The 19,168-nt window shown below is 63.2% G+C and carries 19 protein-coding genes; 10 read left to right on the forward strand and 9 right to left on the reverse strand.

Features of this window, described 5'->3' with window-relative positions; translation table 11 throughout:
* Positions 1 to 10 precede the first annotated feature (10 nt).
* Entirely contained in the window at positions 11 to 823 is an 813-nt protein-coding gene (locus tag AC0QUY_RS01165) for an FTR1 family iron permease (RefSeq protein ID WP_161854967.1), read from the reverse strand.
* A 144-nt stretch (positions 824 to 967) separates the two neighbouring features.
* Positions 968 to 2,059: a COX15/CtaA family protein gene (locus AC0QUY_RS01170; RefSeq protein WP_475385423.1), complete on the reverse strand. Its 1,092-nt coding sequence runs from the start codon at positions 2,057 to 2,059 to the stop codon at positions 968 to 970.
* 130 nt (positions 2,060 to 2,189) lie between these two features.
* Between AC0QUY_RS01170 and AC0QUY_RS01175 the strand changes: the two genes are divergently transcribed.
* Positions 2,190 to 2,399 (forward strand): DUF2842 domain-containing protein, encoded by a 210-nt coding sequence (locus AC0QUY_RS01175; protein WP_475385424.1) that lies wholly within the window; start codon positions 2,190 to 2,192, stop codon positions 2,397 to 2,399.
* 102 nt (positions 2,400 to 2,501) lie between these two features.
* Here the strand turns inward: AC0QUY_RS01175 and AC0QUY_RS01180 are convergent, their stop codons facing one another.
* Positions 2,502 to 3,554 (reverse strand): polysaccharide deacetylase family protein, encoded by a 1,053-nt coding sequence (locus AC0QUY_RS01180; RefSeq protein ID WP_475385514.1) that lies wholly within the window; start codon positions 3,552 to 3,554, stop codon positions 2,502 to 2,504.
* A 129-nt stretch (positions 3,555 to 3,683) separates the two neighbouring features.
* Here AC0QUY_RS01180 and AC0QUY_RS01185 point away from each other — a divergent pair, with 129 nt between their 5' ends.
* Positions 3,684 to 4,874 carry a GNAT family N-acetyltransferase gene (locus tag AC0QUY_RS01185; RefSeq protein WP_475385425.1) on the forward strand — a complete coding sequence of 397 codons (1,191 nt, stop codon included), beginning with the start codon at positions 3,684 to 3,686 and terminating at the stop codon, positions 4,872 to 4,874.
* Positions 4,875 to 4,936: 62 nt separating this feature from the next.
* Here the strand turns inward: AC0QUY_RS01185 and AC0QUY_RS01190 are convergent, their stop codons facing one another.
* Positions 4,937 to 7,207 carry a GumC family protein gene (locus tag AC0QUY_RS01190; protein WP_475385426.1) on the reverse strand — a complete coding sequence of 757 codons (2,271 nt, stop codon included), beginning with the start codon at positions 7,205 to 7,207 and terminating at the stop codon, positions 4,937 to 4,939.
* A 285-nt stretch (positions 7,208 to 7,492) separates the two neighbouring features.
* Between AC0QUY_RS01190 and AC0QUY_RS01195 the strand changes: the two genes are divergently transcribed.
* The 3 genes from AC0QUY_RS01195 to AC0QUY_RS01205 all read left to right on the forward strand — a co-directional run bounded on the left by AC0QUY_RS01195 (position 7,493) and on the right by AC0QUY_RS01205 (position 11,717).
* Positions 7,493 to 8,626 carry a glycosyltransferase family 4 protein gene (locus AC0QUY_RS01195; RefSeq protein WP_161854972.1) on the forward strand — a complete coding sequence of 378 codons (1,134 nt, stop codon included), beginning with the start codon at positions 7,493 to 7,495 and terminating at the stop codon, positions 8,624 to 8,626.
* 115 nt (positions 8,627 to 8,741) lie between these two features.
* Complete coding sequence (locus AC0QUY_RS01200) at positions 8,742 to 10,280, forward strand: undecaprenyl-phosphate glucose phosphotransferase (protein ID WP_475385427.1); 1,539 nt, start codon at positions 8,742 to 8,744, stop codon at positions 10,278 to 10,280.
* 168 nt (positions 10,281 to 10,448) lie between these two features.
* Positions 10,449 to 11,717, forward strand: coding sequence for an O-antigen ligase family protein (locus tag AC0QUY_RS01205; RefSeq protein WP_475385428.1), 1,269 nt, complete (start codon positions 10,449 to 10,451; stop codon positions 11,715 to 11,717).
* Here the strand turns inward: AC0QUY_RS01205 and AC0QUY_RS01210 are convergent.
* Positions 11,714 to 12,190 (reverse strand): MarR family winged helix-turn-helix transcriptional regulator, encoded by a 477-nt coding sequence (locus AC0QUY_RS01210; protein WP_475385515.1) that lies wholly within the window; start codon positions 12,188 to 12,190, stop codon positions 11,714 to 11,716. The genes AC0QUY_RS01205 and AC0QUY_RS01210 overlap by 4 nt on opposite strands.
* 123 nt (positions 12,191 to 12,313) lie before the next feature.
* Between AC0QUY_RS01210 and AC0QUY_RS01215 the strand changes: the two genes are divergently transcribed.
* The gene (locus AC0QUY_RS01215) at positions 12,314 to 12,790 is read left to right on the forward strand and encodes an FAD-dependent oxidoreductase (RefSeq protein ID WP_475385429.1); all 477 of its coding nucleotides are present in this window, start codon (positions 12,314 to 12,316) and stop codon (positions 12,788 to 12,790) included.
* Positions 12,787 to 13,518, forward strand: a complete 732-nt coding sequence (locus AC0QUY_RS01220) for an FAD-dependent monooxygenase (protein WP_475385430.1) — start codon at positions 12,787 to 12,789, stop codon at positions 13,516 to 13,518. Before AC0QUY_RS01215 ends, AC0QUY_RS01220 begins: the two co-directional genes overlap by 4 nt.
* A gap of 171 nt (positions 13,519 to 13,689) precedes the next feature.
* Here the strand turns inward: AC0QUY_RS01220 and AC0QUY_RS01225 are convergent, their stop codons facing one another.
* The 3 genes from AC0QUY_RS01225 to AC0QUY_RS01235 all read right to left on the reverse strand — a co-directional run bounded on the left by AC0QUY_RS01225 (position 13,690) and on the right by AC0QUY_RS01235 (position 16,682).
* Positions 13,690 to 14,868: a saccharopine dehydrogenase family protein gene (locus AC0QUY_RS01225; RefSeq protein WP_475385431.1), complete on the reverse strand. Its 1,179-nt coding sequence runs from the start codon at positions 14,866 to 14,868 to the stop codon at positions 13,690 to 13,692.
* Between the two features lie 153 nt (positions 14,869 to 15,021).
* Positions 15,022 to 15,807 (reverse strand): DUF169 domain-containing protein, encoded by a 786-nt coding sequence (locus AC0QUY_RS01230; RefSeq protein WP_161854977.1) that lies wholly within the window; start codon positions 15,805 to 15,807, stop codon positions 15,022 to 15,024.
* A 71-nt stretch (positions 15,808 to 15,878) separates the two neighbouring features.
* Complete coding sequence (locus AC0QUY_RS01235) at positions 15,879 to 16,682, reverse strand: YdcF family protein (RefSeq protein ID WP_161854978.1); 804 nt, start codon at positions 16,680 to 16,682, stop codon at positions 15,879 to 15,881.
* Positions 16,683 to 16,749: 67 nt separating this feature from the next.
* On the opposite strand from AC0QUY_RS01235, the gene AC0QUY_RS01240 reads away from it, so the two are divergent.
* Positions 16,750 to 17,691, forward strand: a complete 942-nt coding sequence (locus AC0QUY_RS01240) for an acetamidase/formamidase family protein (RefSeq protein ID WP_161854979.1) — start codon at positions 16,750 to 16,752, stop codon at positions 17,689 to 17,691.
* A 20-nt stretch (positions 17,692 to 17,711) separates the two neighbouring features.
* On the opposite strand, the gene AC0QUY_RS01245 is transcribed toward AC0QUY_RS01240, so the two are convergent.
* Positions 17,712 to 18,059 carry a GrlR family regulatory protein gene (locus AC0QUY_RS01245; RefSeq protein ID WP_161854980.1) on the reverse strand — a complete coding sequence of 116 codons (348 nt, stop codon included), beginning with the start codon at positions 18,057 to 18,059 and terminating at the stop codon, positions 17,712 to 17,714.
* A 282-nt stretch (positions 18,060 to 18,341) separates the two neighbouring features.
* Between AC0QUY_RS01245 and AC0QUY_RS01250 the strand changes: the two genes are divergently transcribed.
* Positions 18,342 to 18,542: a hypothetical protein gene (locus AC0QUY_RS01250; protein WP_057839093.1), complete on the forward strand. Its 201-nt coding sequence runs from the start codon at positions 18,342 to 18,344 to the stop codon at positions 18,540 to 18,542.
* Between the two features lie 44 nt (positions 18,543 to 18,586).
* Entirely contained in the window at positions 18,587 to 19,060 is a 474-nt protein-coding gene (locus AC0QUY_RS01255; protein ID WP_161854981.1) for a GcrA family cell cycle regulator, read from the forward strand.
* The last annotated feature ends 108 nt before the right edge of the window (positions 19,061 to 19,168 follow it).

Below are 19,168 nucleotides of genomic sequence, written 5' to 3' on the forward strand. Positions count from 1 at the left end.
TATCGGCGGGCTATTCGGCCGCCCGCATCGCGGCCTTGTCCTCGCGCATCAGGCGGCTGTTGCGCTGGAACACCGAATAGGTGGCGAAGACAAACAGGATCACTAGTCCCTGGATCGACAGCGCCTCCATGGACGGATTGAGCCCGATCGCAGTCAGGAACGCCGAGCCCTTGACTTCGGTGACCGTGATGATCGCCTGTTCCTGGAATTCCTGCACCGCCTCACCGATGAACTTGATCGCCATCACGAACAGGAACGCCGAGGTGATGATGAACAGCGGCCGCAGCGGCAGCTTTCGCGCAATCAGGTTGATGAAATAGAATAGCACGGCAAGGCCCGCCGTCGCGGCGGCAAGGCCGGCGAACAGCCCCGCGCTCCAGCCGCCTTCGGTCGTCGCGAGTGCGTTGATGAACAGCACGGTTTCGGCGCCCTCGCGGAACACCGCGAGGAAGGCCAGCGCGCCGATCGCCCATACCGTGTCCTGCGACAGCGCCTGGTCCGCCTTCTGGGCGAGATATTCCTGCCAGCCGCGCGGATCCTGCTTCACCATCAGCCAGCCGCTGACATAGAGCATCAGGCCGGCGGCGAAGAGAATGATGACGCCTTCGAGAACGTCACTGTGATCGCCCGAATTCAGCACCGCGAACAGCCAGGCGGCGATGAAGCTGGCGCCTACGGCCGCGAGCGCGCCGCCATACAGCGCCTTAATGCGATGACCGGCGCCGGCTTTAGTCAGATAGCCGGCGAGTGCTGCGATCACCAGCATGGCTTCGAGCCCCTCGCGGAGCAGGATGACGGCGGCCTGGACGAATGCTGATGACATGGAACGGGATCCGTTTTTTGTTTCGTTTTATCGTCCAGACCATCCAAGTAAAGCGGCCGGGCCCCACACAAAAGCGTCAGGGCGCGAGAAAGCCCCGCAAATTGAGCACTTCCGAAAAGTGCGGCAGATTAGAATCGCTCAATTTCAGCCGGGCTGCCCGAGCGGTAGCACCAGTTTCCGCTGGTCGGACTCGGTACGGCGCGCAACCAGACGCTCGGTCTGCAGGACGGCGAGCGTCAGCACCACGATCGCGACCGCCTGATGCCCCAGCGCCAGGTCGATCGGCACCTGATGCAGCAGCGTGAGGATGCCGAGCACAGCTTGCAGCATGATCGCCGCGACCAGCGACCAGGCGCCGCCAATGATGGCCGCTCCGGCGCGCGAGCGAACCGCGTCAACCGCATGCCACAGCGCCAGTGCCAGCAGCGCATAGGCCGTCATGCGATGTTCGAACTGCACGGTGAGTGTGTTGTCGAACAGATTGCGCCACCACGGCTCCTCGAACCAAAGCCGCGCCGCCGACGGAATGAACGCGCCGTCGATCTCTGGCCAGGTGTTGTACACCCTGCCCGCCCGCAGCCCCGCGACCAGTGCGCCGAAATAAAGCTGGACGAACGTCACGGCGAGCAAGGCCACCCCGGAGACCTTCAGCCGCATGGGGAAAGCGGGCTGCGGACGCGAGGTCATCCGCCGCAGCGTCCAGACGATCGACGCGAAGATGATCAGCGCGAGCACCAGATGCGTCGCCAGACGATACTGCGACACCTCGGTCCGCTGCGAGAGGCCCGACGCGACCATCCACCAGCCGACCGCGCCCTGCAGCGCGCCCAGGCCGAAGATCAGCCACAGCCGCTTTTTCAATTCGGCGCTGAACACGCCGCGCCACAGGAAGTACAGGAACGGCAGCAGGTAGACCGCGCCGATCACGCGCCCGAGCAGGCGGTGGCTCCATTCCCACCAGAAGATGGTCTTGAACTCCGCAAGGCTCATGCCGGCGTTGAGCTCGCGGTATTGCGGGATGGCCTTGTAGCCTTCAAACGCCTGCGCCCATTGCGCCTCGTTGAGCGGCGGCAGCGTGCCGGTAACCGGCTTCCACTCGACGATCGACAATCCGGATTCGGTCAGCCGCGTGGCGCCGCCGACCAGCACCATGATGGCGATCAGCGCGGCGACCACGATCAGCCACCATCTGACGGCGGTGGCATGCACGGCCTGCGGTGTGGAACTAGCGGTCATAAAACCCGTCTTAAAGCTCGTCCTAAAGGCCGTCCTGGCTTGCCCCGAAGGCGCGCTTGATTGAATTGGCGCGCCCCTTATAGTCCGCCCCTTCCCGCGCGCAACCCGCCACGAACCTGACATATCCGCCATGACGATACGCACCCGCAAATTCTTCGGAACCATCGCCCTGCTGGTGCTGGTCGTGGTGTGGTCGCTAATGGGCATGACCATCGCCCAGACGCCGTGGCTGGCCAGTTCGGGCCTTCTGCAGGCAATCTTCTATGTCGTGGCCGGCCTTGGATGGGTGCTGCCGGCGATGCCGATCGTGAGCTGGATGTCGCGGCCCGATCGCGCCTAGAGCATCATCGGTTCTGATTTGATCAGAACCGATTATGCTCTAGATTTCTGTTTTGACGCGTTTTCTTCACGCGAACCGGTATCCACTTCGCTTGAAAACGCTTTAGACCCAATTGTCACGGGTAGGTCGGACCACGGGAAACATCATCCCCGACAGCATCACCCGCATCATGCGCAGCGAACCCTGCCGTCCGTTCCAGGCGATCCGCGGCAGCGCGTGCAGATTGGTATATCCCTTGGCCTCGACGATGCCCGGGATGGTCGATACCGCGCTGGCGAAACCGGCCTCCTGCCCCATGACCACGTGCTCCCGCCGCCAGGACTGCCGGTCGCCGAACGGATAGGCGAAATGCTTGACGGGGCGGCGCAAGGCGGTCTCTGCTACCGCCTTTCCCATCGTCATCTCGCGCTGCGCGTCCGCCCCTTTCAGGTTCGACAGCGCGGCATAGTTCACTGTCGCGCTGCCGATCGTCACCAGCGGATCGGCGGCGAGTTTCGCCAGATCGTCCCAGTCCATCGACCCCGCGCGCGACAGCGCCGCAAGATCGACGGAGTAGCGCGTGCAGAGGTCGTGGATTGCGAACGAAAGATCCGGCGGCGGCAGCGTCCGCAGCCAGCTCGCCAGAAATTCGAAAGTGTCATACTTCTCGACCGTGCTGCCCGTTGCGAAACGCCGCTCCTTGCGGTCGATCACCAGGCTGATGCGCTCCTCGCGCGCGATCATCTCTTCCAGCGCGAGCCACCAGGCTTCGCCGAGCCCGTCCGGAAACGCGGTCGGCAGGTAGACGGTGAAGGGCACGCCGTGCTTTGCCAGCACCGGATAGGCCTGCGTGATCACATCCTTGCAGCCGCCATCGAAGGTCAGGCAGGCAAATCGATTGGCTTTCGGCAGCGTGACCGCCCGCCGGCACACTTCGTCCATCGTGACCAGATCGAAGTTCCAGCGCTTCAGTGCACGGATTGCCCGGTCGAGAAACTGCGGCGTGATTTCACGCCATCGGTTGGGCTGGAACGGTGAGGAATCGCGCGGACGCACGCGCTCGAACCGCAAAATGGCGCCGGCGCCCCCGGTTTGCCGCTGCTTCAGCCTGAAATAGCCACTGAAATAGCCGAGCTCCATCCGGGCCCGCTGCAAAATTCCGATATCCGACGCCAACGTCCCGTCCTCACTCACGGGTCGCGCTGTCCCGCCGCGCCCCGATTGTATTACCCTTTGTTGACATTTCCCTGCGAAGGTCGGCCAACGCCAAAATTGTAAACAATTTCATATAGCACGGGCTTTGCGATGACCATGGCTGCCGCGATTGAAGACCGCACGGCGGATCGAGGTGCGTGGTCGAAGGCGGGGCGCATCGCCGGCATCGACATCATTCACGATCTCTCCGCGGCGGAAAATATCTGGCGCAACCTGGAAGCTGTGCAAACCTCGTTCACGGCATATCAGCGCTTCGACTTCCTCAGTTCCTGGCAGCGGCAGGTCGGCGCGCGCGATGGCCTCGTTCCCTTCATCGTGATTGCTTACGACGCGGAGCGTCGTCCGCTGCTGCTGCTGCCGCTCGCGCTGAGGCAGGCCTATGGCGCGCGCTGCGCCAGTTTCATGGGCGGCAAGCATTCCACCTTCAACATGGCGCTGTTCGACCGCGATTTCGCCGCCAGTGCAACGCTGGCCGATCTCGAAGGCCTGATATCGGCGATATCGCAGAGGTCCGAAGCCGACGTCCTCGCGCTGCATCAGCAACCGCTCCGCTGGCGCGACCTGCCCAATCCGCTCGCCTTGCTGCCGCATCAGCCGTCCGCCAATGATTGCCCGCTGTTGGTGATGGAGCCTGGCGCCCCACCGGCGGCGCTGGTCAGCAACTCATTCCGCCGCCGCCTCAAGGGCAAAGAACGCAAGCTGCAGTCCCTGCCCGGCTATCGCAGTTACGTTGCGTCGTCAGAGGCTGACATCATCCGGCTGCTCGACTGGTTCTTCCACGTCAAGCCGCAGCGGATGGCCGAACAGAAGCTGCCGAACGTGTTCGCCGAGCCCGGCATCGAGGAATTTGTCCGCGGCGCCTGTACCGCGCCGATCGCCGGCGGCAGGCATGCCATCGACATCCACGCGCTGGAATGCGACGAGGAAGTGATCGCGATCTTCGCCGGCGTCGCCGACGGCCATCGATTCTCGATGATGTTCAACACCTACACGATGTCGGCGAATTCAAAATACAGCCCCGGCCTGATCCTGATGCGCGATATCATCGATCACTATGCCGGACAGGGTTATCGCGCGCTCGATCTCGGTATAGGATCGGACGACTACAAGCGCCTCTTCTGCAAGAGCGACGAGCCGATTTTCGACAGCTTCATTCCGCTGAGCCAGCGCGGCAAGCTTGCCGCCGGCGTGATGTCGGGCGTCAACCGCACCAAGCGGCTGGTGAAGCACAATCCGGCCCTGCTGGAGATGGCGCACAAGCTGCGCAACGCGTTCAGTTAGCCCCGTTTCCCGTCATTGCGAGCGAAGCGAAGCAATCCATCTCACCACGCCGGATAGATGGATTAGGCCGCCACCACGCGCGGGCCCGGCTCGACGGCATCCGACGGCTGGCACGGCCTACTCAGCATCGTCACCTCCGAGAAGCCGACCGCCCTGAGCTGGTCGCACATCGACGCGCGCGCATCCTGCGCCATCGACGCTTCGGGCACCACGACGGCTCGCGCCTGCGACGTCAGCAATTCGGCCGGCAGATTGGAAGCGGTGCCGGCGTCCAACAGCACATGGTCGTAGACCCGCAGCAGCGCATCGATCGCCAGCATCAACCGCGGCGACTGGAGCTGCGCGCGGTCGAAACCGGGACGTCCGGCACTGACGAGATGCGCGCGCGACTGCCGGTCCTTGGTGATGATTTGCGTAAACGAGGCTTCGCCCTGCATCAGTTCAGCAAGCCCGGGCGCGACCGGATCGGCCGACGCTGCCACGATCGCCGGCGAGGACGCGACGAGATCGACGACCACGACTTTCGCCTGCTGCGCCATCAGCCGCGCCAGCGTCAATGCGGTCAGCGTGATGCTCTCGCTCGGCGCGGTGCCGAGCACGGTCACCTTGCGCGTCGCGGCGCCGGCGTCAACCAGCGCATCGGCCAGTTGCTCGATCTCGCCGGTCTCCGTCGCGGTATCGATCCGAGGGCCATCCGCGTGCGGCTCATCCAGCATGGGTTCGGAGGCGTGATCTGTGGCAGCCAACTCCGCCGCCGGAAGTACGCGTGCGATCGCCGGTGCGAGCAACGGTTCCGACGAAGAAGGCAACTCGATTTCGGGCGCGGCCTCATGTGAAACTTCCGGCGAAGCCGCAGCGGCGGCACGCGGCGCGGTCATGCGCAACAGTTCGCCGGTCGCGATGGCACCCGAGGTAAGCAGCAAGGTCGCCAGTGTCGCGATCAGAACGATGGGCAGCTTCTTTGGATAGGCCGGCGTATTGGAAACGGTGGCGCGCGAGATGATGCGGCCATCGGCCGGGGCTGCTTCGATATTCTCGCGGGCGGCGGCCTCGCGGTATTTGGCAAGATAGGATTCCAGCAGATCGCGTTGCGCCTTGGCCTCGCGCTCGAGCGCGCGGAGCTGCACGTCCTGGCCGTTGTTGGAGGAGGCCTGCTTCTTCAATTGGTCGAGACTGTTCATTAGGCCGTCGACCCGGCCTCCGGCGATGCGTGCATCATTGTCCAGCGAGCGCGACACCTTGCCCGCCTCCTCGCGCAGCTGGCGATCGAGATCGGCGAGCTGCGCTTTCAGCTCCTTGATGCGGGGATGGCCGCCAAGCAGCGTCGACGATTGCTCGGCAAGCTGGGCGCGCAGCGTTACGCGCTGCTCGGAGAGCCTTCGGATCAGTTCGGAATTGAGCACCTCGGATGCCTCGATCGGCTGGCCGCTTTGCAGCATTTCCTTGATCAGCCGAGCCTTGGACTCCGCGTCCGACTTCAATGCGCGGGCGTTGTTCAACTGCGTGTTGATCTCGCCCATCTGCTGGTTGGACAGCGTGGTGTTGTTGGTGCCTACAAAGAGGCTGGACTTGGAACGGAAATCCTCGACGCGGGATTCGGATTCGGCCACCTTCTTGCGCAGCTGTTCAATTTCACCCGACAGCCACTGCCCGGCCGATTTCGCCTGCTGCTGCCGCGCGTCCTGCTGCAGCACCAGATACCCTTCCGCGATTGAATTGGCGACGCGCGCCGCAAGTTCGGGATCGCGCGATTGGAATTCGACGACGATGACGCGGGATTTGTCGACCGCATAGGCCGTGAAGCGCTCGTAATAGGCTTCCAGCACGCGCTCTTCCGGTGTCAGCGAGAACGGGTCGCGCCCGATACCGACCAAAGCCAGCAACGACTTGATCGGCGAAAAGCCCCGCAACACCGGGTCGAACTCGGGGAGTTCGGCAAGCTTGTTCTTCCTGATGATCTCGCGGGCAAGGTCGCGCGACTGCACGAGCTGCACCTGGCTGGTCACGGCTTCGGGGTCGAGCGCGCTGCGCTCCTCGTTGCGCTCGCCGGTCGGCCGCAGGAACACGTTCTCGCGGCCATCGACCAGGATGCGCACTTCCGACTTGAACCGCGGAGTAATCATGTTGACGGCGACAAGCGACAATACCAGCGCCAGCACCGTCGGAACGATGATCCAGCCTCGCTTGCGCATCAACGCCTGACCGAGCGCGTGCAGATCGAGATCGGCGGAATCGGATGCAGCGATGGGCTTCCGAGCCGCAGGCGCAGGCCTTGCTATCGCCCGCTGCACCACCGGCTTGTCCTTGCCTGCACGCCAGAACGCCAAACGCATCGCACACTCCCGCGGACGCAACTATCGGTCCGCTCGACCGGCGCGATTACACTTCATTATGGTTGCCGCTGGGTTAATTTGCCTACGTGCGCGCCGAAACGCCGCCCCTCGCGTATCAGGTCATTTTTTGTTAACCATCCACACCCTTAATCGCGGAATAGTTTTCCAGGATTTTCGCAATGCGAGGCGTGCTCGCCCCAACTTCATGTCTGGTTGCTGCACTGGCGTTTGCGAGCTTCGTGGCTCGGCCCTCGCAGGTATCGGTCGTATCTGAAAGCTGTCTCGATGCCTGTCGTTGACGGTCAGCCGCTTCGCATCCTGCACGCGACGCGCGCGCCGGTTGGCGGCATTTTCCGCCATATTCTCGATCTCGCCAACGGCCAGGCCGACCGCGGTCATCACGTCGGCATCATCGCCGACAGCCTCACCGGCGGCGAACGCGCCGAGCAGGCGCTGGCGGAAATCGCCCCGCGCCTCAAGCTCGGCGTTCACCGCACCGCCATTCGCCGCGAGCCGCTTCCGACCGATGTTTTGGTATGGGCCCGGTTCCAGCGCATGATCCGCGAACTGAATCCGGATGTGCTACACGGCCACGGGGCCAAGGCCGGCGCCTTCATGCGTTTAAAAACCGCTGCCCGCGGCAAGATCCGGGTCTACACCCCGCATGGCGGCTCGCTGCACTATCCGCTGTCGACGCTGAAGGGCAACATCTATGCCCGCGTCGAGCGCGCGCTGATGAACGATACCGATTTGTTCCTGTTCGAAAGCGCCTTCGCGCGGAACACCTATCAGCGCACCATTGGCACGCCGAAGGGATTGGTGCGATGCGTATTCAACGGCGTCACCGCCAGTGAATTCGATCCCGTCACGAAAGCCGATGACGCCACCGACCTGATCTATGTCGGCGAGTTCCGGCACATCAAGGGCGCCGACCTCCTGATCGACGCGGTGGCGCGGCTGCGCGCCGACGGCCGACCGGTGACGCTGACGCTCGCCGGTGACGGCGAGCAAAGCGAAAGCTTGAAAGCCCAGGTCGAGCAGCTCGGCCTCGGCGAGGCCGTGCGGTTCATCGGTCACGTCAAGGCGCGCTACGGCTTCTCCAAGGGCTCGCTACTGGTGGTTCCCTCCCGCGGCGATTCGATGCCCTACGTCGTGATCGAGGCGGCCGCCGCCGGCATTCCGATGGTCGCCGCCAATATCGGCGGCATCCCCGAAATTTTCGGCCCGCATGGCGACGCCCTGTTCGCGCCCAGCAACGCGGCGGCCATGGCCGATGCCATCAAGGCCGCGCTTGAGGATCCGTCCGCGACCAAGGAGCGGGCTAAATCGCTGCGCGAACGAATCTTCATGCATTTTTCGCAGAAGGCGATGGTCGAAGGGGTTTTTGCCGGCTACCGCGACGCGTTTGCCAATCGTTAACCGTTATTTACCAACGTAACTGTTTCTTCCGATTTGTCCCGTAAGCCGTTGTGTGGGGGAATTCCGCACCGGCGGGCACGTTCCTATGTGCCCGCTCAAGAACGGGATGAGGACCGTGGAACCGATTAACGCACGCTCGATGCTCGATGCCGCGGCGACCGCGAGCGCCGATCGCCCGCCGGTCGAACGCCGCCGCAGGTTGTCACCGGCGGCGCTTGCCGTTGCCAATCAGAAAGTCGGTCGCGCCTATTCGCCGATCGTGATCGCAGGCGTGGTTCGCGCTATCGACTTCGCGATGCTCAGCGCAATCGGCATCGCGCTCTATTTCGGATATGCCGTCCCACTCAGCGGCTTCTACTGGGAATTTCTCGCGGCGATCTTCGGCGTGGCGGCAACGGCCGTGATCTGCTTCCAGGCCGCCGACATCTACCAGGTGCAGCTATTCCGCGGCCATCTTCGCCAGATGACCCGGATGATTTCATCCTGGGCGTTCGTGTTCCTGCTGTTCATCGGCGCCTCGTTCATCGTCAAGCTCGGCAGCGAGATTTCGCGGCTGTGGCTCACGGCGTTTTTCCTCACGGGCCTCGCCGCGCTGCTGGCGCAGCGCCTGGGCCTGCGCTCGCTGGTGCGCAGCTGGGCGCGTCAGGGCCGGCTCGATCGCCGCACCATCATCGTCGGCGCGGACCAGAATGGCGAAGATCTGGTCGAGGCGCTCAAGACCCAGGATGATTCCGACATCAAGGTGCTCGGCGTGTTCGACGACCGCAACGACGACCGCGCAATGGATACCTGCTCCGGCAGCCCCAAGCTCGGCAAGGTCGACGACATCGTCGAATTCGCGCGCCGCACCCGCATCGACCTCGTGCTGTTCGCGCTGCCGATCTCGGCCGAGACGCGCATTCTCGACATGCTGAAGAAGCTGTGGGTGCTGCCGGTGGATATCCGCCTTTCAGCGCATACCAACAAGCTGCGCTTCCGTCCCCGCTCCTATTCCTATCTAGGTGAGGTGCCGACGCTCGACGTGTTCGAGGCGCCGATCACCGACTGGGACCTGGTGATGAAGTGGCTGTTCGATCATGTCGTCGGCTTCGTCATCCTGGTGCTGGCGCTGCCGGTGATGGGGCTGGTCGCGCTCGCGGTCAAGCTCGACAGTCCCGGGCCGATATTGTTCCGACAGAAGCGCTTCGGCTTCAACAACGAGCGCATCGACGTGTTCAAGTTTCGCTCGATGTACCACCATCAGGCTGATCCGACCGCCTCCAAGGTCGTGACCAAGAACGATCCGCGCGTCACCCGCGTCGGGCGCTTCATCCGCAAGACCAGCCTCGATGAGCTGCCGCAACTCTTCAACGTCGTGTTCAAGAGTAATCTTTCGCTGGTCGGCCCCCGGCCGCACGCCGTGCAGGGCAAGTTGCAGAGCCGCCTGTTCGACGAGGCCGTCGACGGCTATTTCGCCCGCCACCGCGTCAAGCCGGGCATCACCGGCTGGGCACAGATCAACGGCTGGCGCGGCGAAGTCGATACCGACGAGAAGATCCAGAAGCGCGTCGAGTTCGATCTCTATTACATCGAGAATTGGTCGGTGCTGTTCGACCTCTACATTCTGCTCAAGACGCCGATCGCGCTGATGACCAAGAGCGAGAACGCGTATTGAGTTCGCGTCATTGCGAGCGCAGCGAAGCAATCCATAGCGCGGCAACGGGACAGATGGATTGCTTCGTCGCGGAGTTTATCATCGGGCCGGCCCAAGGCCGGACCCGTTGGCTCCTCGCAATGACGGCGGATAGTGGCGCTGTAGTTAGTTTAGTTGCGTGAGTGCGTAATGGCGTATGCGGCGACAGCCGGGGCTTCCCTACCATCGACGACGGCCGCGCCCGGCGTGCTGGCCCTGCAGCGCGCGCTGGTGTGGCTGGTCGGGGCAACCGGCGCCATCGTTTTCATCGAACCCTCGCCCTATGAGCTGGCGACGCTTGCCGCCTGCGTGATCTTCTTCGCAACCGGCTTGCGGATGCGGCTGGTGTTCATACCGCTGCTGCTGCTCCTGTTCCTGGTCAATATCGGCTACAGCATCAGCGCGGTTGCCGTCATGGACCGGTCTAACGTCCCTAACTGGATCGCGACCTCCTGGTACATGGCGATCACGGTCATCTTATTCGCGATGGTCATCTCCGAGGACACCGCGGCGCGGCTCGACATGCTCCGGCGCGGCCTCGTCGTCGGCGCGGTGATTGCGTCGCTCGCCGGCATTGCCGGTTATTTCAATCTCGTCCCCGGCGGGCGGGATCTGCTGATTCTGTATGACCGCGCCCGCGGCACGTTCAAGGATCCCAACGTGTATGGCGCGTTCCTGATCCTGCCGGCGCTGTTCGCGCTGCAAAGCATCGTCTCGGACAAACTCGGTAGAGCGCTCCGCAGCGCGGTCGCGTTTGGCATCATATCGCTGGCGATCCTGCTTTCGTTTTCACGCGCCGCCTGGGGCGGGCTGATCCTTACCTCCGCCTCCATGCTGGCGCTGATGGTGCTGACCAGCCGCTCGCAGGCGCAGCGCTCGCGCATCATCGTGATCGCGCTCGTGACCGTGGTCCTGGCGGCAGCGCTGGTTGCGATCCTGTTGTCATTCGATTCGATCGCGAACCTCTTCAAGCAGCGCGCCAGTCTCGACCAGAGCTACGATGGAGGCCGCTTCGGCCGTTTCGGCCGGCATATTCTCGGCGCCGAGATGGCGCTTGGGCTGCCATTCGGTATCGGCCCGCTGCAGTTCAACCGCTTCTTTCCCGAGGACACCCACAATTCGTACCTGAACGCGTTCATGTCGGGCGGTTGGCTCTCCGGCGTCTGCTATCCGGCGCTGGTCTTCGTCACGGTGCTGACGAGTTTCCGCTATGTCTTCGTCCGCGTGCCGTGGCAGCCGATCTATCTGGCAATCTTCGCCGCATTCCTCGGCACGGTCGGCGAGAGCTTCATCATCGATACCGACCATTGGCGGCATTTCTGGATGATGCTGGGCACGATGTGGGGCATGTTCGTCGCCGCCGAACGCTGGAAGGCCGACAATAATCCGGTGCTCTTGACGCCCGCGAAACCGTCCTAGGACCGGTTGCCCCTTTTCGCGGGCTTCCGCGCTTCGACCATCGACTTCAGTTCTTCGGTCGCCGCCAGCATCGTCTCATAGCCCTTCGTCGCGAACTCCAGCAGCAATTTCAGCTCGGCGTCCGAATAGGACTCCCAGAGTTTGACCATGCCGCGCTGCATGTGTTCGTAGAACCGCCCGATCTTGGCGAGGTTCTCCGGCACGATGACGATGAACACCTTGCGGCGATCGGCGGGATCGCGCTCGCGGCGGACCAGGCCGGCCTTCTCCAGCCGGTCGACGACGCCGGTGATAGCGCCGGTGGTCAGCCCGGTTACCTCGGCCAGCCGTCCGGCCGTCACCCGGCCTTCCAGGTTGAGGAAGTCGAGACATTCGAGGTCGGAGCCGGAAATCCCGACCGTATTGGCCACCGTTTGCCCGAAAATGACGCCCTGCGCCGACGAGCGCCGCAGCGCGTTCTCGAGTTCCTGCATCAGCGCAGCCCGCGCCTTCGCCCTTGACAAAGCCAGCCTCTTCTCTTAGTCGATATATATCTTAGTAACTAAGATAGTTAGCAACTATACGTTCCTACCACTTCACGCACGCATGGAGCAAGCATGAGCGGACGACCCACGGGGCGACCCAAGGCGCTGGTCATCGGCGGCGGCATCGCAGGACCAGTGACGGCGATCTTCCTGAAAAAGGCTGGCATCGACGCCGAACTGTTCGAGGCGTGGCCCTATTCGACCGGCATCGGTGGCGGCCTGCAGATCGCGCCGAACGGCATGCATGTGCTGGCCGAGATCGGATTGGCCGACGAGATGATCCGGCGCGGATCGATCGCGGAGTCCTTCGATTTCCATTCGCAATCCGGCGCCCGCCTCGGTTCGGTCAATCAGAACATGCGGCAGCGCTTCGGCCAGCCGGCCGTGAACATATGCCGCGCCACGCTGAACGAAATGCTGATCAACAAAGCCTGGTGCGAGAACGTCGAACTGCGTTTCGAGAAGCGGCTGGTCGCAATCGAGGATCGCACCGACAGGCCCGTGGTTGCGCATTTCGCCGACGCACCATTGCCGAGGGTGACTTCGTGATCGGCGCCGACGGCGTGCACTCCGCGGTGCGGGCGCACGTGATCCCCGATGGGCCAAGACCGTTCGACACCGGCCTGATCGGCTTCGGCGGCTTTGTCCCGCGCACGGTGATCGCAGATGCGCCGATCGGCCAGCGCGTGGTGACGACCTTTGGGCAGAGCGGCTTTTTCGGATACGGCTTTTGCAGCTCGGACGAGAGCGACGGCGTGATGTGGTGGAGCACACAGCCTTCACACGGTGTCGACGCAGCCGGCTTTCGCGCCATGAGCCAGGGTGCGATCAAGCGGCATTTGCTTGATTTTCATGCCGGCTGGCATGACCCGATCCCGCGGATTCTGGACGCTGCCGAAAATATCGTGGTGACGGCAACGCTCGACGTCGCGACGCTGCCGACCTGGTCGCGCCAGCGCACGCTTCTGATCGGCGACGCCGCGCACGCCACCAGCCCGCACGCCGGCCAGGGCGCCTCGCTGGCGCTCGAAGACGCCATGCGGCTCGGCCGGCTGATGCAGGACAAGCAGGAGCTTGGCCTGACCTTCCAACAGTTCGAGACTGAACGCCGCCCCCGCGCCGAGAAGATCGTCGCGCTGGCCCGCCGCAACGGCAACAGCAAGCGCGAGTTCAGCGTCACCGGCGCCTGGATCCGCGACCGCATGTTGAAAGTCTTGCTGCCGATCACGGCGAGGGGAATGGACTGGATGTACGCCTACGATCCGCGGGCGGCGTAGTCCTGCGCATCGCAGCGGCGTGCTTCTCCCTCGCCCCGCTCTTGCGGGGAGAAGGTCGGGGTGAGGGGCGGTTCGGCAAGGACGGTGAGAGATGGACTCGCGGAGACTCCCCCTCACCCGGCGCTACGCGCCGACCTCTCCCCGCGCGCGGGGAGAGGCAAAGCAAGAAAGCTACTTCTCCACCGTAAACGTCAGCCCAGCATGATCAACCAGTCGCTTGATCAGCTTGTGCTGCATCGCTGCGCCGGGCGTCCAGAAGCCGGCCGGCACGTCAGGCGTATCGCGCAGCAGGCAGATCGCGCATTCCGAAATCATCTTCGAGGTCGAGCCGTAGCCGGGATCGCGATCGCCCTTCACCGCGGCGCGGACCTGCCGGCCATCGGGCGCGATCGCGACATAGAGGAGATCGTAAAGCCCGTTCTCGCGCTCTTCCCTTGACGGCCCCTCACCCGGCTTCGGCGCGTTCGGACCGGTCTTTTCAGTGTTGGCCGCCATCACCAGCTTGGCATTGGCCTCGCCCTTCTCGCCTGGTCCAGTCAGCACCATCTCGTCATAGACGAAGTCGCGGCCATACGGGAATCCCATCAGCATGTTGGAACGATGGACGTTGCGCGTGTTGATCAGGGCCATCATGAACGGCGCTGTCCAGGATTGCATGTCTTCTTCATAGGCAGGTTTGTTGCCGCGCGGCTGTTTCGGGCCGGTGAATCCCGGCGTCAGCGCAAAGGGATCGTTGAGGATGGCCACCAGGCTGAGATCCTTGGCGACCGCATCGAAGGTCGCCTTGGCGCTCGCCGCCGTGCCGCCGGAAAGCGTGCCGCGCATGTTGCGCACGCGGCCCTTGACGCGCAATGCCGGCGCGCCGAACGTGCGCTTGGCTTCCTCTTGCACGAAGAACGCTCCGAGCTCGAACGGCACAGAATCGAAGCCGCAGGAAAACACGATGCGCGCGCCACTCGCTTTCGCCGCAGCCTCGTGCTTGTCGATCATCTGCCGCATCCAGATCGGCTCGCCGCAGAGATCGACATAGTCGGTGCCGGCCTCGACGCAGGCTGCGATCAACTCGTTGCCATAGAGCTGGTAGGGACCGACCGTGCTGATCACGCATTTGGTCTGGCCAACCATCGCCTTCAACGACGCGGGATCGCCGGCATCGGCCACGATCAGCGGCGTCTCCTTGGGCGCGCCGATCGCATCACGAACGGAAGCGAGCTTGTCGTTGCTGCGGCCGGCCATCGCCCATTTCAGAGAGGCGTCGCCCTTGTAGTGCTCGGCGAGATATTCGGCGACGAGCTGGCCGGTGAAGCCGGTGGCGCCATAGACGACGATGTCGAATTTCGACGAAGACATATTTTGAATTCCCTCAGGCTCGTCATTGTCTGCGACAAACGCGGAGCGTTTGCGCAAGGGAGCGAAGCGACGAAGCAATCCATCTCTGCACTTGCCGCACTACAGATTGCTTCGCTGCGCTCGCAATGACGGTTTCCTCTCGCTTTCGCAAGCCTATTTCTTCGCGTAGGACACGCCCATCCCGGCGCGAACGTCGGCCTGGATGCCGTAGGGCGCGATCGGATAGCGCAGGCCGTTTTTGGCAAGCTGCTTCATGCCGGCAATGGCCTTGGCGAGATGCTCGGGCTTGAGCGCCATCAGCATCTCCTCGTCGGGCACGCCGCCATAGCGCCGTTCGGCAAAACACGGCAGCGACAGGCTCGGCTCGCCGGTCTTCAGCGCCCTGCCCCAGGAATCCGCGCAGGCGGTCTCGCCGACCACGCCCCATTCGAACTTCCTGTAGCCGGTATATTGCAGGCCGTTGATCAGGATGATCATCTGGCCGGGCGTCGCATAGACCAGGCAAATATCCGGCGGATTGAGCCGGCCGCTGGTAAGCGGGCTCACCGCCATTGCCTGATACTGACCGAAAGGCACGACATCGAGCGCTTCCTGACGCTTGCGCGCGTCCTCCGCCGTGCCGTGCCAGACGCCGACGTAGTTTTCACCGGCGAGCCACTTTTCGTCCCTTGGCGCCAGACCGATCACGGCGCGACATTGGGCGCCGACGAGATCCTCGCCGGTGATGCCGACGGTCCAGCCGAGCCGCGAGGCCATGCTGACGATCTGGTCGGTGGTATGCACCGCCGATGGACGCCGGATTTTCGGGACCGCGGTCATTTCCTCGACACTGGCAAACATTTTGATGCCGATCACCGTCGTCTTCAGCCGCAGAAGACTATTCAGATCGGCCACCATGCCGGCCATATCGAGCGTTTCCGGCAGCGTCTGCTGTTGCATGGCGTCAACTCCCAAATCGGCGCGCTGAACGGCGCCTGCATCTCGATTGTAGCCCGGCCGGTTGCCCGCTTCTACTTCGCCGGCCCCGGTAATAGATCATCGATCTTGCCGGTGGCGCGGTAGGCAATGAGGCCCATCCATTCGCGCACCGCCATCTCCGTCCGTCCCAGTCCGTCCAGCGCGGCGTTGGTAAAACTAAGTACGTCGGCGCGTTTGCCGACGCGCCAGTCGACGGGATAGGGCTCGACCGCAAATCCCGCCTTCCGGAACAGGCCGACCGATCGCGGCATATGGAAGGCTGACGTCACCAGCAGCCAGCGCTCGCCCTGCTTCGGCGCGAGCAGGGCCTTGGAGAACTCCGCGTTCTCCTGCGTGTTGCGCGAAGTCCGTTCCATGATCAGCCGCGACTTGTCGATACCGAGGCTCTGGAAAATGGTGCCGGCGAAATCGGCTTCCCTGGCATCGTTCGAAATCAGTTTCGCACTGCCGCCGGAGAATACAACACGCGCTTTCGGATAACGGTGTGCCAGCGCTGCGGCCGCGATCAGGCGGTCGGGCGAGCTTCGCACCACCGGCGTGCCATGCGCGGCGGAAAGATCGGCCTCGATCGATGCGCCGAGCACGATGATGCCGTCCGGCGGCGCCCCGCTGCCGGCCTCCCACGGCGGAAAGCGCTGCTCCAGCGGATAGAGCAGCAGGTTCCCGAGCGGCGACAGCCCGCAAATGACCAGCAGCAAAACGGCTGCGATCACCAGCTTGCGGCCGAGCGATGCAAAGCGCGTGAACATCAGGATGGCGCCGACGAAACCGACGCCGATCAGAAGATTCGTCGGCAACAGCAGGAAGCCGAGCGTCTTGGAGAGGACAAAAAACAAGGGAAGCCTCTGACAATGTCTGGTACAGCGTCATACGACGCCATTGCAGCAATCAAAAGCCCTCCTCATGTCCCACCATCACCTGCATTCCAGCCCCGAAACCTGCCATTGGGGCTTCTTCGAAGCCAAATTGAAGCCGGCCCTGACCATCGCCAGTGGCGATGAAGTCACCATCGACACCGTGACCGGCGGCCCGGACGTGGTGCCGGACCGTAGCCGGTTTCACGTACCTCCCGAGCTTGCCGACATTCACGCGCGAAGCGAGCGCATGCTGCCCGGCCACATTCTCACCGGCCCGGTTGCGGTTGATGGCGCCGAGCCCGGTGACGTTCTGGAGGTTGACATCCTCGACGTCCAGCTCCGGCAGGACTGGGGCTACAATCTGATCCGCCCGCTGGCGGGGACGCTACCCGACGATTTCCATGAGACGCGGATCCTGAACATTCCGCTTGATCGCGATCGCATGGTCGGCCGGATGCCGTGGGGGCTCGATTTGCCGCTCAAGCCGTTCTTCGGTGTGATGGGTGTGGCGCCGCCGCCCGCCTGGGGGCGCATCACCTCGCTGATCCCGCGTGCGATGGGCGGCAATCTCGACAACAAGGAGCTCGGCGCCGGCGCCAAACTATATCTGCCGGTGTTCGTGCCGGGGGCGCTGTTCTCCTGCGGCGACGGCCATGGCGTGCAGGGAGACGGCGAAGTCTGCGTCACTGCAATCGAGACCGCGCTGCAGGGCCGCTTCCGCCTGACGCTGCGCAAGGACCTGCGGCTCAGCTATCCCCGCGCCGAAACATCAGATCACTACATGACGATGGCGATGGACCCCGACCTCGACCAATGCGTGGTGCGGGCGTTGCGCGACATGATCGTGCTGCTCGGCGAGAAACGCAATTTGTCGCGCGAGGATGCCTACACGCTCTGCAGCCTCGCCGCCGACCTGCGCGTGACGCAGACGGTTAACGGCTCCAAGGGCATTCACTGCATGATCGCGAAGGCGGTCGTGCACGGGTAATCGGACGATCTGCGGCTTTTTCAAAAAGGAGAGCGCAGCTTGAGCCTGGCGTGAAACAACACGCTGGTCTTACCGACCAACGCGGTCCCCTGCACCTGTGCACCATCGGCGGTATACGAACCACTGAAGCCGCAGGTGACTTCGCGGCCGCCGAACAGCGGCCGCGCGCCCGCGGATTTCGTGTGCTCATTGGTAATCAGTTCGCCGCGCCATTTGCCGCGATCCGCGGTGTATGAGCCCGTGTAGTAAAAATACGAGTCGCCGCCGGCGACCTTGCCATCGTGCAGCACGATTACTCCGTGCGCGCGGCCCTGGCCGCCGTCCGTCATCTCGATCTGGATGGTGTAGAGGCCGTTCGTTACCGTCATCGCGCCCTCGCCCCGGACATCATCGGCATTCCCTGCCCCACGAAGCAATCAGGAAATAGCCGCAGGAGTGGATCGTTTCGCCGCGCCTGCAACGGCCGTTAACGCTTGCCGCGCACTGTGCGTCACCGGCGCTCGGCCGATCCACAACCCCCACGTCCGCTTTTAATACGCTTTTTCAAATGGATAGACGGCTATCCACAAGTCGTTTGACTCATGTGTGCAAAACTAAATAGAGTCGAAATAGTAACTTTTCAGTACATCGTTTAAAAGTTAGCGTTCCCCATGGCTACAGAAAAAGCCGAAACCGACCGCGTTCCAGTTACGTTGGCGCTCTCGACCATCAACTATCTCGAAAGACTGGTGAGACAGGGCACCCACGGCACCAGCGTTCCCGGCGTCGCAAGAACTTTGATCGAGGAAGGCATTCGGCTCGCCATCAAGGACGGGCTGCTTGCAATCCGCGACAATGGAAAGGCGTCCTGACGGGCAACGACGCGGCGGTCTTCACAGAATGTGGAACCGAGAAAATGCTTACGAATTTACCGACCTGGACCACCGATCGCGTCGAGCTCCTGAAGAGCCATTTTGAGGCCGGCCTCACCTGTCGCGAGATAGCAGCCAGCATCGGCGTCAGCCGCAACGCCGTGATTGGCAAGCTTGCCCGCCTCCAGTTGACGCGCGGCCCGGCCCGGGCCGAACCACGCCCCACCAAGGCTGCCAGAGAACGCTCCCGAAAATCCATTCCGCGCCTGCAGTACAAGATCCTGCAGGCCGTCTATGAAAACGCGCAGCCGCTGCCGGAAGTAACGATCACAAGCGAACACCGCTGCTCGCTGTTCGAACTCAGCAACCAGCGCTGCCGCTGGCCGATCAGCACGCCAGGAGCTGAGGATTTCTGCTTTTGCGGCGACACGCCGGTGGAAGGCATGCCCTATTGCACCGGGCATACCCGCCTCGCCTACCGCCCGGGCTCTCGCCAGCGCGTTGCGCGCGCATATTGACGAGCGACATGCAGTTATCGCGAAGATACGAAGAAGCGATGCGTCGGTTCTGATTCCATCAGAACCGACCGTCCGCTAACGCGTGATGACTTTTCTTCGAATGTCATC

Source organism: Bradyrhizobium sp. WYCCWR15520 (assembly GCF_056174665.1).

Excerpts from the sequence above, each read along its gene's own strand:
- AC0QUY_RS01215 (WP_475385429.1), top strand. The coding sequence starts at position 12,314 with ATGAGCGGACGACCCACGGGGCGACCCAAGGCGCTGGTCATCGGCGGC.
- AC0QUY_RS01165 (WP_161854967.1), bottom strand. The coding sequence starts at position 823 with ATGTCATCAGCATTCGTCCAGGCCGCCGTCATCCTGCTCCGCGAGGGG.
- AC0QUY_RS01245 (WP_161854980.1), bottom strand. The coding sequence starts at position 18,059 with ATGACGGTAACGAACGGCCTCTACACCATCCAGATCGAGATGACGGAC.
- AC0QUY_RS01195 (WP_161854972.1), top strand. The coding sequence starts at position 7,493 with ATGCCTGTCGTTGACGGTCAGCCGCTTCGCATCCTGCACGCGACGCGC.
- AC0QUY_RS01170 (WP_475385423.1), bottom strand. The coding sequence starts at position 2,059 with ATGACCGCTAGTTCCACACCGCAGGCCGTGCATGCCACCGCCGTCAGA.
- AC0QUY_RS01185 (WP_475385425.1), top strand. The coding sequence starts at position 3,684 with ATGACCATGGCTGCCGCGATTGAAGACCGCACGGCGGATCGAGGTGCG.
- AC0QUY_RS01190 (WP_475385426.1), bottom strand. The coding sequence starts at position 7,207 with ATGCGTTTGGCGTTCTGGCGTGCAGGCAAGGACAAGCCGGTGGTGCAG.
- AC0QUY_RS01250 (WP_057839093.1), top strand. The coding sequence starts at position 18,342 with ATGGCTACAGAAAAAGCCGAAACCGACCGCGTTCCAGTTACGTTGGCG.
- AC0QUY_RS01210 (WP_475385515.1), bottom strand. The coding sequence starts at position 12,190 with ATGCAGGAACTCGAGAACGCGCTGCGGCGCTCGTCGGCGCAGGGCGTC.
- AC0QUY_RS01225 (WP_475385431.1), bottom strand. The coding sequence starts at position 14,868 with ATGTCTTCGTCGAAATTCGACATCGTCGTCTATGGCGCCACCGGCTTC.
- AC0QUY_RS01205 (WP_475385428.1), top strand. The coding sequence starts at position 10,449 with ATGGCGTATGCGGCGACAGCCGGGGCTTCCCTACCATCGACGACGGCC.
- AC0QUY_RS01240 (WP_161854979.1), top strand. The coding sequence starts at position 16,750 with ATGTCCCACCATCACCTGCATTCCAGCCCCGAAACCTGCCATTGGGGC.
- AC0QUY_RS01175 (WP_475385424.1), top strand. The coding sequence starts at position 2,190 with ATGACGATACGCACCCGCAAATTCTTCGGAACCATCGCCCTGCTGGTG.
- AC0QUY_RS01255 (WP_161854981.1), top strand. The coding sequence starts at position 18,587 with ATGCTTACGAATTTACCGACCTGGACCACCGATCGCGTCGAGCTCCTG.
- AC0QUY_RS01230 (WP_161854977.1), bottom strand. The coding sequence starts at position 15,807 with ATGCAACAGCAGACGCTGCCGGAAACGCTCGATATGGCCGGCATGGTG.